Below are 16,553 nucleotides of genomic sequence, written 5' to 3'. Positions count from 1 at the left end.
CGGACCGACAGCCGCAACCACATCACCGGTCAAATTCGATTGATCTTGTTCTCGGCCCCGGTGGGTGGCGCTCAGGGCGCGATCGCAACGTGCCAGCGCTTCTTGCCGCGTCGCAACAGCACGTACCGGCCGTGCAGCAGGTCTTGGGCACCCACGATCCGATCGTCACGAGAGGTGCGTTCGCCATTGATGTAGACGCTGCCCTCCGCAAGCGCCCGGCGCGCCTCGCTGCGACTGCTGGCCAGCTCTGCATCGACGAGAACGTCGACCACCGACGCGTCGAGCGAATGCAACGGCCCTGAGGGCACTTCCTCGGCCACGAACGCCAGCGCGGTAGCGGATGCAGCGCGTGGCGATGTGCCGGTGCCGAAGAGCACATCACTTGCGCCTTGTGCCGCAGCCGCCGCCTCAGGGCCGTGAACGATGCGAGTGATCTCGACCGCCAACCTCCGCTGGCCGTCACGCCGACCGGGATCGGATTCGTGGGCCTGCGCGATCTCGCGTGCTTCGGACAGGTCCAGGAACGTGAGCTGGCTGAGCAGTTTGCCGACGTCGGCGTCGTCGACGCCGATCCACGACTGATAGAAGCGGTACGGACTCATGGCCTCGGGACTCAGCCAGAGCGTTCCCCCGCCGGCCGTCTTGCCGTACTTGGTGCCGTCGCTGCGTGCCAGCAACGGCCAAGTCAGGGCATGTGCGCCGCGACCGAGACGACGCCGGATCAGATCGATGCCGAGCACGATGTTGCCCCACTGGTCCGAGCCACCGACCTGTAGCTCGCATTCGACGTTCTCCGCGAGCCACAGGTAGTCGTAGGCCTGCAGCAGCATGTAGCTGAACTCGGTGTATGACAGCCCGTCGCCGTCAGCCAACCGGTTGCGCACCGATTCCTTGCCGATCATCTGCGGGATCGTGACGTGCTTGCCGACGTCGCGCAGGAAGTCCAGCACGCCCACACCGACGGTCCAGGCGCGGTTGTCGAGCAAGCGAGCTGCGCACGGCCCGTCGTCGAAGTCCAGGAATTGTCGAAGCTGCGGCACGATGCCCTCGAGGTTGTGCGCCAGGGCATCGTCGTCGAGCAGCGTCCGCTCGGTCGAGCGACCGCTCGGATCGCCGATCATGCCGGTCGCCCCGCCGGCGAGCGCGATCGGGCAATGGCCCGCCATCTGCAGACGCCGCAGGGTCAGCAGCCCCATGAGGTTCCCGATGTGCAAGCTCGGAGCCGTCGGATCGAAACCGCAGTAGACGGTGACCGGTCCGGAATCGAGCCGCTTCGCCAGCGCCGCCCGGTCAGTCGTCTGATGTATCAGCCCACGCGCATCGAGGTCAACCAGGACGTCCACGCCGCAAGTCTGCCGCAGCCCGCACGCGTTTCTGCCCGCAATTCCGTTGGCCCTGCACTGCGGCGCTCTAGCGGCGCGGAGTCCAACGAAAACCGCGCACCGTCGCCAAGGCCGCGAACAGGCCCCACGCGGCGATCACAGCCCAGCGTCCAGCGGGCATCGGGACCCCTTCGACGAGCGGGTCGAATGTGCGTCCCAAGGCGACAGCGAGGTGCTTGATGGGAAACAGGTCGCCGATGAACGTCATCCAGCGCGGTGTGCCGACCGAGGGGGGAATGAATACTTCCGAGAGGAAGTAGAGCGGCAGCACGATCATGTTGGTGACCGCTGGCGCGGCATTCTCGCTGGGGCAGATGCACGACACGCCAAGTCCCATGGCCGAGAACGCTGCGCCGGCCAGGATCAGCGTGATGATCAGGCTCGGCAGCGCCGCCACCTGGATCTCGACGCCGTAGGCGATCCGTCCGATGCCAACGACAAGCACGGTCATGAGGCCGGTCAGCGCCAACGAGGAGGCAATCTGGCCGCCGAGGAAGACCCAAGGCGGCAAGGGCGTCGCCCGCACCGCCTTGAGGAGGCCGTTCTCCCGCTTGATGGTGGTGACGATCGCCTGATTGACGAACGTGGCCGACACCACCGAGAGCGCGAGGATGCCGGGCACGTAAACGGTCGCGACGCGAGCGCCGGTCGTTCCCATGCGCTCGTTGCCGAAGATCGACGTGAAGATCACGAGGAAAATAATCGGCAGCACGATCGTGAAGAACGTGGCCGCGGGACTTCGCCGGAAGCCGAGCAAGTTGAAGTACGTTTCGCTGCGCAGCTGTCGAAGGCGCGTCATGTGCGAGCCCTTCGGCGGCGACGTCGAGACTGGTCATCGGGGCCGCCCGCGTTGGACTCGTGCGCAACAGTTGCGTCGCTGTGCTCTGGCGCTTCTCCGGTCAGGGCCAGATAGGTGTCTTCGAGTGTGGGCGGACGAACCGCCAGGGAGTCCAAGCGTGCGCCGGCGCCATCGGCCGCGGCGAGCAGCTCGCGCACGACGCCGCTGACATCGTCCGTTGTGAGCTCAAGCCGAACGGCGGAACCAGTATCGACGAGGCCCTCAGCGTGCAAACGTGATCTGAGCACGTCTGGAAGCGTGCTGGCTGCGAGTTCGGCGGCATCCCAGCTGATGCGGGTCGCCATCTCGGTCACCTCGGCGAGGTCCGCAGCTGTGCCGTCGGCCACGATGCGACCGTGCGAGATCACGGCAATCCGGTCGGCGAGGCGGTCTGCTTCGTCCATGTAGTGCGTCGTCAGGAACACCGTCACGCCGAGCGCGCGCAGGCCGTCGATCGTATTCCAGGCCTCGCGTCGCGCTGCAGGATCGAATCCGGTCGTCGGCTCGTCGAGGAAGACCAGCTCGGGGTCGCCCACGAGCGCGAGCGCCAACGCGAGCCGCTGCTGCTGACCCCCCGAGAGCCGGCGGGCGCGGGTGCGGGCGGCGTCGGCGAGCCCGACGAGCCCGAGCACTTCGGCTGTCGAACGCGGTGAGCGGTAGTAGGCCGCCCACATCGCTACGGTTTCCGCTGCGGTGAAGTCGCCGTCGAGATTTCCGCCCTGGAGCACGATTCCGATGCGTTCACGCCACGCTGGGTTGGCGTCGGCTGGGTCGGCTCCCAGCACACGAACCTCGCCGGAATTTCTCGTGCGCAGGCCTTCGAGGATTTCGACCGTTGTCGTCTTTCCGGCCCCGTTGGGACCCAAGAACGCCAGCACTTCGCCGGCCGCGACCTCAAGATCGACGCCTGCTACCGCTTCGAGGTCGCCGTAGTTCTTGCGAAGACCGGTGACCTCGATTGCGAGATCCGTGCCGGCCATCAACCCCCCTGCTCGCCCGATGCGACCGCCTCGGGCTGTGCCCCCGCCAGCGAGGCGCCATCGGGATGACGCCGACGCGCTGGCGTCTGGTCGTCAACGTCATCGTCATCGTCATCGTCGACGTATCGCTCAGGATGGAGCACCTGCGGGCGAACGGCGGCGGCGTAGAGCAGCACCGCCAGTGGACCGAACAAGACGATCAGCAGGATCCAATTGGTGCGTCGGCGCTTTGCTGCGGCGAATCGCTGGCGCCCGATCCGCGTGACATCTGCAATGCCGAGGGCCATGATGAGCGTCGCTGCTGCGGCCGCGATGACCTGTCCGAGGCCGAGGCTCACCGGGTCACGCTACCGGCCGCGATGTAGACGGCAGGGAAGCCATCGCGGCGTTCAGGAGCCGACCGACGAGAACAGATTGATGGCCAGCAGTCCGCCAGCTGCGATGCCCGCGACAGTGAGTCCCGCACCCACCGACCAGAGCGTTCCGTCGAAGATCAGCCGCCCGCCAGCGGCGAGCACCACCGTCACCGCAATCGCCGACAGTGTCGTCGAGGGCATGTAGGTAACCGCGATCCAGCCGGCGACGAGCCCGCACAAGAACAGGACGACGTCCTCGACGAGTCGCAGCGCTGTCCTCACGTCGATCACGGTAGGCGCACACGAGGCGCCGCCCCGTCGGCTCGAGCGCCGCCTGCGTCGGTTACCGCTAACTCGCCATGCGGCACCTGACGAGAACGGCTACTGCAGCGATCGGGCCAGCGCGAAGGCGTGCCGAGCGAGCCGTCGAGTACTGACATCGAGATCCAGCACCGGATCGGCAAGCTCGTCGGGCGTGACCCACCGAAGCTCCAAAGACTCATGGTTGCCGCGCACGACCGCAGCCTGAGGCGCACGTATGAGAAAGCGCACGTCGAAGTGCAGGTGGTCGGGTTCGGTGCGCTTGCGGTTCACGAACAGGTGCACGTCGATGTCAACCGGCTCGGACCAGATCTCGAGTCCCGCGATGCCCGTCTCCTCGGTGGCCTCGCGTACCGCAACCGACGCGAGGCAGGACTCGCCGTCCGCGTGGCCGCCAGGCTGCAGCCACCGACCGATCTTGGCGTGCAGCAGCACGAGGCCCCGCGTCGCACCGTGGTTCACAACCCAGGCTGACGCGGTGAGGTGGCCCTGCTCGCACGTGCGGTGCAGCGCGTCCCGATGGCGCTCGACGAATTCGAGCAGGCGATCGCGATGCTGCGCTTGGATCTGTTCCACAGGCGTGAAGCGTTCGACGACTTCGATCGCGGCCGCCAATCTGCATCTGCCATCGACAGCGGCCACATCTGCACCGGGATCGGCCTCGGGCGATTGCCATCGGGTCCAGCCCGGTGCGGTGCCGGCGCCGCCCCGGACGCCGAGTTCGGTTGCCTCGTGACTCACCGCCGCCCTCCGCTGACGTGGGGATTGCCGGTGACATACCAGCGCCATGGTCGTTCCGTGCCGCGGCTGATACCGATTCGCTGCGTTGCGGTGATGTGCGAGGGCACCCAGCCATCGTCGCGGATGCTCAGATCGCTGGAGGCCGTGATGTCGCTTCCGTTGTGCGCTGCGTCGATGCCGAACGCTTGAGTCAGCTTCGCGGGGCCCGAGCACAGGTCCACGCACTGGATCCGCCGCCCGTCGTTGCCGCGGCTGGCCGCCATGACGTCATGGCCGCACAGCGGCTCGACCGCTCGCAGCAGCACCGCGTCACCGGTGCCAGGGAGAGCGCACACGGCGTTCGCGCACCAATGCAGCCCGTAGATCCGGTACACGTACAGCGTTCCAGGCGGTCCGAACATGGCGGCGTTGCGAGCCGTCGGGCCGCTGCGCGAGTGGGCTGCGGGGTCGCCGTCACCGCTGTAGGCCTCGACTTCCACGATCCGCCCAGTGCGCGCTGTCCCGCCGCTGCGCACGAGCAATTTGCCCAGCAAGTCCGGCGCAACGTCGGGTGCGCGTCGCTCATAGAACGACGTCGGCAACGTCTCGGCTGCGAAGGCCATCAGCGGCCGTCCGCGGCGGCTGCTGCTTGTGCGAGCGCCGCGGCGAGACGGTCGAGCTGTACAGCCACCGCAGCAGGCCCGCCCGCGCCGTGGGTGACGCGGCTTCGATGCGCCGCTCCGGGTGCGAGACGTTCGGCGGCCGCTGGTCCCAGATCCCGATGGGCGGACACGAGTTCGACAAGTCGCTGTGCCGCAGATGCCGACGGCGCTCCGTCGCCGAGCGCTTGCCGGACGACATCGGCAACAACTGCGTGGGCCTGTCTGAACGACATGCCAGCGGCGACGAGCCACTCTGCGAGGTCGGTCGCTGCTGCGAACGGGTCGTCAGCGCCCGACGCCATCGCGTCGGCCCGGAAGCTGAGCGTGCGCAGCAGTCCGCTCAACGCGAGCGCTGTCAAGCGAACCGTGTCGACCGCGTCGAAGAGCGGTTCCTTGTCCTCTTGAAGGTCCTTGTTGTATGCCAGCGGCAGACCCTTGAGGGTCGCGAGAAAGCCGGCGAGATGGCCGATCAGTCGCCCCGCCTTGCCGCGCGCAAGCTCGGCGACGTCCGGGTTCTTCTTCTGCGGCATCATCGACGAGCCGGTAGCGAAGGCATCATCAAGCGTCACGAAGCCGAATTCGGCGCTCGACCACAGCACAATCTCTTCGCCGAGCCGCGACAGGTGCACCCCGGTCATCGTCAGGGCGTAGAGCGTGTCGACCACGAAGTCGCGATCGCTGACCGCATCAAGCGAATTCTCGAAGACTGACGCGAAGCCCAGCGACGCAGCTGTGGCGGCAGGGTCGAGCGGCAATGACGAACCCGCCAGCGCGCCCGCCCCCAGCGGGGACACGTCAGTACGTCGGCGCGCTTCGCCGAGCCGCTCGGCGTCGCGCAGCAGCGCCCATGCGTGGGCTGCGAGATGGTGTGCCAGCCCGACGGGCTGAGCTTGCTGCAGGTGCGTGTATCCGGGCAGCCGCAGCCCCGCATCGTGGGCCTCGCGCGCACGATCGGCCAACGTCTGCGCCACGTCGACGACGAGCGGGGCCACGACGTCGATGGCATTGCGAGTCCACAAACGCAGGTCAGTGGCAACTTGATCGTTGCGGCTGCGGCCGGTATGCATCTTGGCGGCTGAGAGACACAGCTCGGTGGCGCGCCGCTCGACCGCGGTGTGGATGTCCTCATCGGTTTGGCGCCAGTCCATCCGGCCTTCGGCGATCTCGCTATGGACCTGATCGAGCGCAGTGCCGATGTCATCGCGCTCGGCGTCGGTGAGGAGACCGACATCGGCCAGCATCGCCACATGGGCTCGCGACGCGGCGATGTCCTCGGCAAACATGCGCTGATCGAACGGCAGCGAGTCGTTGAGGGCTGCCAGTGCCGCGGACGGCTCGGCAGCGAACCGTCCGTGCCAGAGCGTGCGGCTCATTGCGGACGGTGGATCCGGCGCGTCCGGAACGGTTGCTTCGTCGGGGGTCATAGTGCCGCGGGCTTCTTGGTCGAGGGTGTGGCCGGAGTTTCCTGCTTCGATGTCATCTCACTGGGCGGTTCTGGTCGCGGCAATCGGTGACGACCAATGTCGGCAGAGACAGTGCCGGCGCAGAGCCCGGAAGGCACGAGCTCACAGATCTGCGAGCGCTCGGCAGTGGCTGGCGACCGCCGCGCCCCCGGTCACCGAGTCGGCGACGACCAGCAGCGTGTCGTCGCCGGCGATGGTGCCGATGACTCCGTCGAGATTGCTGCGATCGATTGCCGAGGCCACGACATGCGCAGAGCCGGGCGGCGTGCGAAGGACGACGAGGTTGTCCGACCAGCGGACATCGAGTACCCAGTCGCCGAGCACTCGACGCAGTGCGTTGGCCGGCAGCGCCTCGGGTGCGTCGGCCTCGGGGACGGCATACACCGTCCGCCCGGCCGTCCGCATCTTGGCGACGCCCATCTCGTCGAGGTCGCGGCACACCGTCGCCTGGGTCACGGCCACCGAGCGCTCGGCCAGCCGGTCGACCAGCTGGGACTGGCTGGCAATCTCGTGCGCCGCGAGCAGCTCGCGGACCAAGTGCTGTCGCTGCGCTTTGGTCGTCATCGAACCGACTCCAGTGCAGGGGTCGACGCTTCGCCGGCCGGGATGCCCGCCGGTCCGGCCAGGAAGGCGAGCAGACCACGCGCCGCATGCATGCGATTGGCGGCCTGGTGCCAGACGCGGCTCGATGATCCGTCGATGACCTCAGCGGCCACCTCCTCGCCGCGATGCGCGGGCAGGCAGTGCAGGAACACCGCCCGATCCCCTGCCTGCGCCATCAGCGCCCCGTCGACCTGGTAATCGGCGAATGCCGCCAGCCGTTCGGATCGCTGGTCGTCTTGGCCCATCGAGGTCCAGACGTCGGTGCAGACGACATCTGCACTCTTGACGGCCTCGACGGGATCGGTCGTCACCGTGCACTCGCCGCCAAGGGCGGCGAGCCGGTCCAGGGTTGCCTCAGAGGGGCCGTAGCCGTCAGGTGCCGCGAGCGAGCTCGGGATTCCCAGCAACGCGCAGCCGATCGCCAGCGACCGCCAAACGTTGTTGGCGTCGCCCACGAAAGCAACTCGCTCGGTGCCCTCGAGCCCGAGACACTGGTCGATCGTCAGCAGGTCGGCGAGGGCTTGGCACGGATGCGCCTCATCGGAAAGGAGGTTCACCACGGGAGCCACCTCGCACGCGGCCATCCGGACCAGATGGTCGTGGCGGAACACTCGCGCGGCGACAATCGAGTGGTAGCACGCGAGCGTCCGCACGACATCCTCCGCCGTCTCGCGTACGTCGATGCCGACTTCCTCGGGGCGGATGTAGACGGGGTGCCCGCCCAGCTGGGTGACGGCCATCTCCATGGAGTTGCGTGTCCGGTTCGAAGCCTTCTCGAAGACCAATGCGACGCCGACACCCGCGAGCACCGCCGGGGCCGACGCGGCGGGACGGCCCGCAAGATCCAGGACGTATCTCAGCTCGTCCGCCGACAAGTCGTCCACTTCCAGGAAGTGCCGCATCAGTCGGTCCCGCCGCCTGCGAGCACGCCTGCGAAGATTTCCAGGCACTCGTCGATATCTTCGCTGGACACCACCAACGGCGGCGCGAACCGCACTGCGGTCGGCGAGATGCCGTTGACGACGAGGCCCGCTCGCAGACACGCGGCCGCGACCTCCGGCCCGGTCGTGCCGATCGCGTCGGTGTCGAGCTCGGCTGCGATCAGCAGGCCCATGCCCCGTGTGTCGGTCACTCCCGGCACACCCATGAGCTTCCCGGCCAGCTCTTCGCCGCGGGTCGCAGCGAGCGCCGGAGCGTCGATTGCCTCCATGGTGCGCAGCACCGCACGCGCCGCGCTCGTGGCCAGCGGCTGGCCGCCGAAGGTGGTGGCGTGATCACCCGGCGAGAAGGCGGCGGCAATCGGTCGACGTGCCCAGACCGCTCCGATCGGCACGCCGTTGCCGAGCGCCTTGGCCATCGTGACGATGTCGGGCCGAGCTGCGCCGGACGGACCGCCCGACGGCTCGAAGTGGTGCTGCCACGCGAACCATTTGCCCGTGCGGGCGAGGCCGGTCTGGACCTCGTCGATGATGAGCGCCAGTCCACGCTCGTCGCAGATCTCGCGAACGCGTCGCAGATAGTCGCCGTCGGCCACGTTCACGCCGCCTTCGCCTTGCACCACCTCGAGCAGCACGGCGCAACAGCTCGGGTCGAGCGCGGCTTCGAGGGCATCAGCGTTGTTGTATTCGACGTGACGGAAGCCCTCGGGCAGCGGCTGGAACGTCTCGTGCTTCTCGGGCTGTCCAGTGGCGTGCAGCGTGGCCAGCGTGCGCCCGTGGAACGAGCGAAGCGCGCTGACCACGACGTACCGGCCGCGGCCCCCGAGCTTGCGGGCCAGCTTGATCGCTCCTTCGAGCGATTCGGCGCCGCTGTTGCAGAAGAAGACCTGCCCGCCGCCGCCCTGCAACCGGTCGATGGTCTGGGCCACTTCGACTTGCGGCTCGGTGCCGAACAGGTTCGAGACGTGCAACAACGTGCGCGCCTGCTCGCTCAGCGCCTCGGCCACCGCGGGATGCGCGTGACCGAGTGAGGTGACCGCGAGCCCCGCCAAGAAGTCCAAGTAGCGCTTGCCGTCGCGGTCGAACAGCTCGCACCCGCTGCCTCGCACGAACTGCACCGGCGGCGGTCCATAGGTCGGCATGAGCGGGCAGTTGTCGAGCCCCGCTCCGCCCATCGCCGCGACGTGCGCCGCGTTCGCGCCCGCGGAGGGATTCTCAGCCATTCTTGTCTGCCTTTGGTCGGGAGTTCTCGATCATGGTGCCGATACCGGAATCGGTGAACAGCTCGAGCAGCACCACATGCGGCACTCGCCCATCGAGCAGGTGTGCACTCTCGACGCCATTTCGCACCGCGCTGATGCAAGCTTCGATCTTGGGGATCATCCCGCCCTCGATCTGCCCGCTCGCCATGCGTGCGGCGAGCGCATCTGCGGTCGTGTGCCCGATGAGCGAATCAGGGTCGTCGAGGTCCTCGTACAGGCCGGCGACGTCGGTGAGGTACACGACCTTCTGCGCCTCGAGCGCCTCGGCAATCGCACCGGCGACGGTGTCGGCGTTGATGTTGTACGCCTGTCCCTTCGTGTCGGCGCCGATGGTGGAGATCACCGGGATCAGCCCCTCGGCCAGCAGGCGCACCAGCAGATCGGTGTTCACGTCGGTGACGACGCCGACGAAGCCCAGCTCCGGATTTCGAGCCGTCGCTGTGATCACACGGCCGTCCTCGCCGGAAATGCCCACCGCCAACGGGCCATGCACGTTGATGGCGCCGACGATGTCACGGTTCACCTTGCCCACGAGCACCATGCGTGCAATGTCGAGTGTCTCGGCGTCGGTCACGCGAAGCCCGTCACGAAACTCGGCCGTCTTGCCGAGGCGGGCCATGAGGTCGCCAATCTGGGGGCCCCCACCGTGCACCACAACAGGGGCGAGGCCGATCTGGCGCAGCAGCACGATGTCAGCGGCAAATTGTTCAGTCAACTCAGCGTCGCCCATCGCGTTGCCGCCGAACTTGACAACCACGATCTTTCCGCGCCAGCGGCTGATGTACGGGAGCATCTCGACGAGCATCTCGGCGCGCCGCATGTCGTCGATCTCGCTTGGCTCGTCGTCGGGCTCGGCGGGCGGCGCCGCGATGCCGAAGTCAGCCTCGATCACGCGCCCCGTGCCGGTCGCCTCGTCGTCGTCGTGGTCGCTCATGGCATGAGCCCCGTGATCGGAAGGCCGCACGTTTCCGGCAATCCCAGCGCGACGTTGGCGCATTGGACGGCACCGCCCGAAGCCCCTTTCACCAAGTTGTCCAGCGCGCTCAGCACCACCAGCCAACCCGTGCGTGGGTCGACTCGAGCGCTGAGATGGCAAGTGTTGGCTCCCAACGTCGCCTTGGTGTGCGGGGAGGCCTCATCAACAACGATGAATGGCTCGCCCGCGTAGAAGTCGGCAAGCACGCTCAATGCGTCCGCCGAGGTGAAGCCCGAAGCCGTCGGTCGGGCGTAGCACGTCGCGAGGATGCCGCGGACCATCGGCGCCAGATGGGGAGTGAACAACACGCTGCAGCCGGTCACCTGCTCGATCTCGGGCGTGTGGCGGTGATTCAGCAGGCCGTATGCGACGAAGTCCTCGTCAACGGTCGCGAACGTCGTGTTCGGCTTCGGGGCGCGCCCTGCACCGCTCACCCCGGACGCTGCGTCAACGACCACGCCGTCGGTGACGATGTGGCCACCTCGTGCGAATGGCGCGAGCGCCAGGGCCGCGGCGCTGGGATAGCAACCGGGCACCGCAACGCCCGCGGCACCGCGCAGCGCGTCTCGACCGAGCTCGGGCAGCCCATAGGGGAACTCGCCGAGCAGCTCGGGCATCGGGTGCTCGACGCCATACCACTGCGGATACAGCGCTGGATCGAGCAGCCTGAAATCGGATCCCAGATCAAGCACGCAGCCCACTCGCTTGTACAGATCGGCTACGACCGGAGCGCTCGCCATGTGGGGAAGACCGAGGAACACCGCATCGAGACCCACGAACACGTCTGGTTCGTAGGCGCAATATCGCAGGCCTCCGTAGTGCGCCGCCAGGCTCGGATAGAGGTCGCGCACAGCGGTGCCCGCCTGGGTGTCCCCGGCGACAGCGGCGACTTCGAAGTGCGGGTGGCCGGCCGCGAGCCGCAGCAATTCAGCGCCCGTGAAACCCGACGCGCCGACGATCCCGATCCGGACTGGGCTGGAGTCGCCCGACGACGACTCGTTTGTCGTAGCGGCGCTCGACGGCAGCGGTACGTTTTCCATGGCCTGATCCTGCTTCGAGGGAGTGACGCGAATGGCCTGCGGCGTTGGCCGCCGACATCCGACCCACAACACGATACCACGCTCGCGCCGAGTTTATGCGTTGTATTGCAAGTTTATTCATCACGTTTGGCGTGGGCCCCGCGCCACAGCTGCGAACTCGCGCGGGCGTCAAGATCACGAAATCGAGATCAACCCCTCGCGGATACACTGACAGTCCCTCGGCAGGGCCAACGACGTCCCGGCCGTGTTCACCTGCATCTCAGCCGCACCGGGACGTCGAAGACTTTGACTGCCGCACCATCGCACTCACCGGCGCACTCACCGGCGCACTCACCGGCGCACGCACTGCCCGCCCGCGACGAACACACGGGCCTTCGCGCTGATCGCCCAGCGGTGCGCACCCAGCCCCTCGACGGTCCGCCCCAGGCACACGGCCTGTACGACCCGGCCTACGAACACGATGCATGCGGCGTCGGCTTCGTGGCGGACATGTCCGGAGTCCCAAGCCGCGCTGTCGTGGACCAAGCCCTGAAATGCCTCGTCAATCTGGATCATCGCAGCGCGACAGGCGCCGAAGCCAACGTTGGCGACGGCATCGGCATCACGATCCAGGTGCCCGATGCGTTCCTGCGGGAGGTGTGCAGCTTCAAGCTGCCGCCGGCTGGCCAGTACGCCGTCGGCACCGCCTTCCTGCCGCGCCAAGAACCTGAGGCTGCCGCGGCAGCAATCGAGGCAATCGTGGCCGACGAAGGACTCGACGTCCTCGGCTGGCGCGACGTCCCGACCGACCCGTCGTCGCTAGGCAGGTTCGCCACCGACCCCATGCCGGTCTTTCGGATGCTGTTCATTGCGTCGCCGGCAAGCGCAGCGCTGGCCCGGGGCGCCCAACCCGCTCCGGATGCTGAACACCTCGACCGAATGGACCTCGAGCGACGCGTGTACGTCGCACGCAAGCGCACCGAGCACGAGATCGATCCCGCCCCGTACTTCGGTTCGCTGTCGTGCCGCACGCTCGTCTACAAGGGGATGCTGACGTGCGGGCAGTTCGCGGAGTTCTACCCCGACCTCATCGATCCCCGCCTGGCGTCTTCGCTCGCGCTGCTGCACTCGCGCTTCAGCACCAACACGTTCCCCTCGTGGCCGCTGGCGCATCCATATCGGATGCTGGCCCACAACGGCGAGATCAATACGGTCATGGGGAATCGCAATTGGATGCGGGCCCGCGAGGGGGCGTTGGCGAGTCCGGTATTCACCGACGTGGACGGCACCAACCGCCTCGAGCGCACGTTCCCGGTGTGTACCCCGGCAGCCTCGGACACAGCCAGCTTCGACGAGGTGCTCGAGCTGTTGCACCTCGGCGGGCGCAGCCTGCCGCATGCCGTGCTCATGATGATCCCCGAGGCGTGGGAGAACCACGCCCGCATGCCGCAGGACAAGCGGGACTTCTACCAGTTCCACGCGTCGCTCATGGAGCCGTGGGACGGCCCCGCCAGCATCACCTTCACCGACGGAACGGTCATCGGAGCGGTTCTTGACCGCAACGGCCTGCGCCCCTCCCGCTACTGGGTGACCGACGACGGCCTGGTGGTGATGGCCTCTGAGGTGGGCGTCGCCAACGTGCCGCAGAGCAAGGTGGTCCAGAAGGGCCGGCTGCAACCCGGCCGCATGTTTCTTGTGGACACCGCCGCGGGCCGCATCGTGTCCGACGAAGAAATCAAGCGTGACCTGGTATCGGCAGAGCCCTACGGGGACTGGCTGGCCGATGGTCTCGCCCACCTCGACGATCTGCCTCCCCGCTTCAGCCTGACGCCGCAGCACTCGTCAGTGACTCGCCGGCAGCGCACCTTCGGCTACACGACCGAAGAGCTGCGCATTCTCATCGTTCCCATGGCACGCACCGGGGCGGAGCCCATCGGGTCGATGGGAACCGACACCCCGATTGCCGTGCTCTCACGACGCCCGCGCTTGCTCTTCGACTACTTCAGCCAGCTGTTTGCTCAGGTGACCAATCCGCCGCTCGACGCCATTCGCGAGGAACTCGTCACCTCGACGATGGCCACGATCGGCCCCGAGGCGAACCTGCTCGATCCTGGCTCGCATTCGTGCCGCCAGATCGTTCTGCCGTACCCCATCTTGTCAAACGAGGATCTCGCCAAGATCCTCTACATCGACGAGGACCAAGCCGGCTTCGCGCCGTTCGCCGTGGACGGCCTGTACGCGGTCGCCGACGGCGGAGCTGGCATGGAGCGTGCCATCTCAGACGTGTGCACCCGTGTCGACGAGGCCATCGCTCAGGGCGCCCGCATCATCGTGCTGTCGGACCGATACAGCGACGCCGAGCACGCGCCGATCCCGTCGTTGCTGCTCACCGGTGCGGTGCATCACCATCTGGTGCGCAACAAGACCCGGACTGAGGTCGGCCTCGTGACCGAGTGCGGAGACGCCCGCGAGGTCCATCACATGGCGCTGCTGCTCGGCTACGGTGCCAGCGCAGTCAATCCCTACCTGGCGTTCGAGTCCGTCGACGACATGGTCGGCAATGGGGTGATCACCGAGGTCGACCAGCGGGCCGCCAAGCGCAATTACATCAAGGCCTGCTCGAAGGGCGTGCTCAAGGTGATGTCCAAGATGGGCATCTCCACCGTGGCGAGCTACACCGGCGCTCAGGTGTTCGAGTCCGTCGGGCTGGGCCCCGATGTGATCGATCGCTATTTCAGCGGCACCACGTCGAAGCTCGGCGGCGTCGGCCTCGACGTCATTGCGGAGGAAGTCGCGCAGCGTCACCGCTTCGCCTACCTCGACAATCCCACTGAAGCAGCGCACCGTGATCTCTGGGCCGGGGGCGAATACCAGTGGCGACGCGAGGGCGAGTACCACCTGTTCAACCCCGAGACCGTCTACAAGCTGCAGCACTCGACCAGAGCCGGCCGCTACGAGGTCTTCAAGGAATACACGAGCCTGGTGGACGACCAGTCCGCCGAATTGGCCACGCTGCGAGGCCTGTTCGAGTTGAAGCCGGCACCCGGCGACCCGATCTCGATCTCCGAGGTCGAACCGGTCTCGGCCATCGTGAAACGCTTCTCGACTGGAGCGATGAGCTACGGCTCGATCTCGGCCGAAGCGCACGAGACGCTGGCAATCGCGATGAATCGCATCGGCGGCAAGTCCAACACGGGCGAAGGCGGCGAGGATCCGGACCGCTTCGTGCCCGACGCCAATGGCGACCTGCGCCGCTCGGCCATCAAGCAGGTCGCATCAGGGCGCTTCGGGGTGACGTCTGAGTACCTGACCAATGCCGACGACCTGCAGATCAAGATGGCTCAGGGCGCCAAGCCGGGAGAGGGAGGGCAATTGCCCGGCCCGAAGGTCTGGCCGTGGATCGCCAAGACGCGCCACTCGACACCGGGCGTGGGCCTCATCAGCCCGCCGCCGCATCATGACATTTACTCCATCGAGGACCTCAAGCAGCTCATCCACGACCTGAAGAACTCCAACCCGGTCGCCCGCATCCACGTAAAGCTGGTCGCCGAGGTGGGCGTCGGCACCGTGGCCGCCGGCGTCTCGAAGGCCAAGGCCGACGTGGTGCTCATCTCCGGCCACGACGGCGGCACCGGCGCATCGCCGCTGACATCGCTCAAGCACGCCGGAGCGCCATGGGAGCTCGGGCTTGCCGAAACCCAGCAAACGCTGCTGCTCAACGGGCTGCGCGACCGGATCGTGGTGCAGACCGACGGGCAGCTCAAGACCGGCCGTGACGTCATCGTGGCGGCGCTGCTCGGCGCAGAGGAATTCGGATTCGCGACGGCGCCGCTGGTGGTGTCGGGCTGCATCATGATGCGCGTCTGCCATCTCGACACCTGCCCGGTCGGCGTCGCGACGCAGAACCGTGAGCTTCGACAACGCTTCAGCGGCCAGCCCGAATTTGTCGTGAACTTCTTCGAGTACATCGCTGCGGAAGTACGCGAGTACTTGGCGACGTTGGGATTCCGGACACTCGAAGAGGCCATCGGCCGTGTCGACCGGCTGGATGCGACCACCGCGATCGCGCACTGGAAGGCACACGGCTTAAATCTCGCTCCGATCCTGGTCGAACCTGAGACCCCGTGGCCGCAGGACCGCTTCTGCTCCCAAACCCAGGACCATGGCCTCGACCGGGCGCTCGACCAGCGCCTCATCGAGCTGGCCGCTCCCGCGCTGGAACGCCGCGAACGGGTGCGTGCCGAGGTGCCGATCACCAATGTCAACCGCACCGCGGGCACGATGCTGGGCCACCGCATCACATCGGCTTTCGGCGGCGAGGGCCTGCCTGCGGACACGATCGAGTTCACCTTCGACGGCTCAGCGGGCCAGAGCTTCGGGGCGTTCGTCCCTGCGGGGCTCACAATGCGGCTCATCGGCGATGCGAACGACTATTTGGGCAAGGGCCTCTCAGGCGGCCGGCTGATCGTGCGACCGCCTGCGCACACGCATCGGGACTTCGTCGCCGAAGACAACATCATCGCCGGAAACGTGATCCTCTACGGCGCCACCGGCGGCGAGGCGTTCATCAGGGGCTGCGTGGGCGAACGATTCTGTGTTCGCAACTCGGGCGCCACGGCGGTTGTCGAAGGTGTCGGCGACCATGCATGCGAATACATGACCGGCGGCACGGTCGTGGTGCTGGGCAGCGTCGGGCGCAACTTCGGCGCCGGAATGTCGGGGGGCGTGGCGTACGTGTACGACCCCGATGACGTGTTCTGGCGCAATCTGAATTCCGAGATGGTCGACCTCGAGCCCCCGCTCGACGACGCCGATGCTGAGACGGTCCGCGCCATCGTGCGCAAGCATTCCGCAGAGACCGGTTCGGCGCCGGCCGAGCGCATCTTGAGCAGGTGGCACCGCGAGGTGCGGCACTTCCGCAAAGTGATGCCCAAGGACTACCGCCGGGTCACCGAAGCCCGCGCCGCTGCAGCAGAGCAAGGCCTCGACCCCGATGAGGCAGTGATGGGGGCTGCGCATGGCTGAGAACACAC

14 protein-coding genes are annotated in these 16,553 nt (G+C 67.2%); 1 reads left to right on the top strand and 13 read right to left on the bottom strand.

The features are described from left to right. Positions 1-71: 71 nt before the first annotated feature. From tyrS to argC, 13 genes are all read right to left on the bottom strand, one after another. Complete coding sequence (gene tyrS / locus ACQY5K_RS18495) at positions 72-1,343, bottom strand: tyrosine--tRNA ligase (protein ID WP_428118442.1); 1,272 nt, start codon at positions 1,341-1,343, stop codon at positions 72-74. A 67-nt stretch (positions 1,344-1,410) separates the two neighbouring features. Continuing rightward, positions 1,411-2,181 carry an ABC transporter permease gene (locus ACQY5K_RS18490; RefSeq protein WP_428118440.1) on the bottom strand — a complete coding sequence of 257 codons (771 nt, stop codon included), beginning with the start codon at positions 2,179-2,181 and terminating at the stop codon, positions 1,411-1,413. After that, the gene (locus tag ACQY5K_RS18485; RefSeq protein ID WP_428118437.1) at positions 2,178-3,200 is read right to left on the bottom strand and encodes an ABC transporter ATP-binding protein; all 1,023 of its coding nucleotides are present in this window, start codon (positions 3,198-3,200) and stop codon (positions 2,178-2,180) included. Before ACQY5K_RS18485 ends, ACQY5K_RS18490 begins: the two co-directional genes overlap by 4 nt. Next, positions 3,200-3,538, bottom strand: a complete 339-nt coding sequence (locus tag ACQY5K_RS18480; RefSeq protein ID WP_428118434.1) for a hypothetical protein — start codon at positions 3,536-3,538, stop codon at positions 3,200-3,202. Before ACQY5K_RS18480 ends, ACQY5K_RS18485 begins: the two co-directional genes overlap by 1 nt. A 51-nt stretch (positions 3,539-3,589) precedes the next feature. Beyond that, complete coding sequence (locus ACQY5K_RS18475) at positions 3,590-3,838, bottom strand: hypothetical protein (protein ID WP_419920451.1); 249 nt, start codon at positions 3,836-3,838, stop codon at positions 3,590-3,592. A gap of 99 nt (positions 3,839-3,937) precedes the next feature. After that, positions 3,938-4,618 carry an NUDIX hydrolase gene (locus ACQY5K_RS18470; protein WP_428118431.1) on the bottom strand — a complete coding sequence of 227 codons (681 nt, stop codon included), beginning with the start codon at positions 4,616-4,618 and terminating at the stop codon, positions 3,938-3,940. Further along, entirely contained in the window at positions 4,615-5,220 is a 606-nt protein-coding gene (locus ACQY5K_RS18465) for a DNA-3-methyladenine glycosylase (protein ID WP_428118428.1), read from the bottom strand. Before ACQY5K_RS18465 ends, ACQY5K_RS18470 begins: the two co-directional genes overlap by 4 nt. After that, a complete protein-coding gene (gene argH, locus ACQY5K_RS18460; RefSeq protein ID WP_428118425.1) occupies positions 5,220-6,632 on the bottom strand; it encodes an argininosuccinate lyase in 1,413 nt (470 codons plus the stop codon). The genes ACQY5K_RS18465 and argH overlap by 1 nt, the downstream gene beginning before the upstream one ends. A 192-nt stretch (positions 6,633-6,824) precedes the next feature. Further along, positions 6,825-7,286: an arginine repressor gene (gene argR / locus ACQY5K_RS18455; protein ID WP_428118423.1), complete on the bottom strand. Its 462-nt coding sequence runs from the start codon at positions 7,284-7,286 to the stop codon at positions 6,825-6,827. Continuing rightward, complete coding sequence (gene argF, locus ACQY5K_RS18450) at positions 7,283-8,227, bottom strand: ornithine carbamoyltransferase (protein ID WP_428118420.1); 945 nt, start codon at positions 8,225-8,227, stop codon at positions 7,283-7,285. The genes argR and argF overlap by 4 nt, the downstream gene beginning before the upstream one ends. Then, on the bottom strand, positions 8,227-9,486 hold the full coding sequence (locus tag ACQY5K_RS18445; protein ID WP_428118418.1) for an aspartate aminotransferase family protein: 1,260 nt from the start codon (positions 9,484-9,486) through the stop codon (positions 8,227-8,229). The genes argF and ACQY5K_RS18445 overlap by 1 nt, the downstream gene beginning before the upstream one ends. Next, complete coding sequence (gene argB / locus ACQY5K_RS18440; RefSeq protein ID WP_428122765.1) at positions 9,479-10,345, bottom strand: acetylglutamate kinase; 867 nt, start codon at positions 10,343-10,345, stop codon at positions 9,479-9,481. The genes ACQY5K_RS18445 and argB overlap by 8 nt, the downstream gene beginning before the upstream one ends. A 110-nt stretch (positions 10,346-10,455) precedes the next feature. Beyond that, positions 10,456-11,541, bottom strand: coding sequence for an N-acetyl-gamma-glutamyl-phosphate reductase (argC, locus tag ACQY5K_RS18435; protein ID WP_428118415.1), 1,086 nt, complete (start codon positions 11,539-11,541; stop codon positions 10,456-10,458). 393 nt (positions 11,542-11,934) lie between these two features. On the opposite strand from argC, the gene gltB reads away from it, so the two are divergent. Beyond that, positions 11,935-16,545, top strand: coding sequence for a glutamate synthase large subunit (gltB, locus tag ACQY5K_RS18430; RefSeq protein ID WP_428118411.1), 4,611 nt, complete (start codon positions 11,935-11,937; stop codon positions 16,543-16,545). Positions 16,546-16,553 lie beyond the last annotated feature (8 nt).

The sequence above is a fragment of the Candidatus Poriferisodalis sp. genome, from assembly GCF_965262965.1.
Lineage (GTDB): Bacteria > Actinomycetota > Acidimicrobiia > Acidimicrobiales > Poriferisodalaceae > Poriferisodalis.
This window is presented reverse-complemented; position numbering and strand designations above follow the sequence as displayed.

What these genes read in the sequence shown, in the direction of transcription:
- ACQY5K_RS18490 (WP_428118440.1), bottom strand. Translation starts at nt 2,181, where the DNA reads ATGACGCGCCTTCGACAGCTGCGCAGCGAAACGTACTTCAACTTGCTC.
- ACQY5K_RS18485 (WP_428118437.1), bottom strand. Translation starts at nt 3,200, where the DNA reads ATGGCCGGCACGGATCTCGCAATCGAGGTCACCGGTCTTCGCAAGAAC.
- ACQY5K_RS18465 (WP_428118428.1), bottom strand. Translation starts at nt 5,220, where the DNA reads ATGGCCTTCGCAGCCGAGACGTTGCCGACGTCGTTCTATGAGCGACGC.
- argH (WP_428118425.1), bottom strand. Translation starts at nt 6,632, where the DNA reads ATGAGCCGCACGCTCTGGCACGGACGGTTCGCTGCCGAGCCGTCCGCG.
- argR (WP_428118423.1), bottom strand. Translation starts at nt 7,286, where the DNA reads ATGACGACCAAAGCGCAGCGACAGCACTTGGTCCGCGAGCTGCTCGCG.
- argF (WP_428118420.1), bottom strand. Translation starts at nt 8,227, where the DNA reads ATGCGGCACTTCCTGGAAGTGGACGACTTGTCGGCGGACGAGCTGAGA.
- ACQY5K_RS18445 (WP_428118418.1), bottom strand. Translation starts at nt 9,486, where the DNA reads ATGGCTGAGAATCCCTCCGCGGGCGCGAACGCGGCGCACGTCGCGGCG.
- argB (WP_428122765.1), bottom strand. Translation starts at nt 10,345, where the DNA reads ATGCGGCGCGCCGAGATGCTCGTCGAGATGCTCCCGTACATCAGCCGC.
- argC (WP_428118415.1), bottom strand. Translation starts at nt 11,541, where the DNA reads ATGGAAAACGTACCGCTGCCGTCGAGCGCCGCTACGACAAACGAGTCG.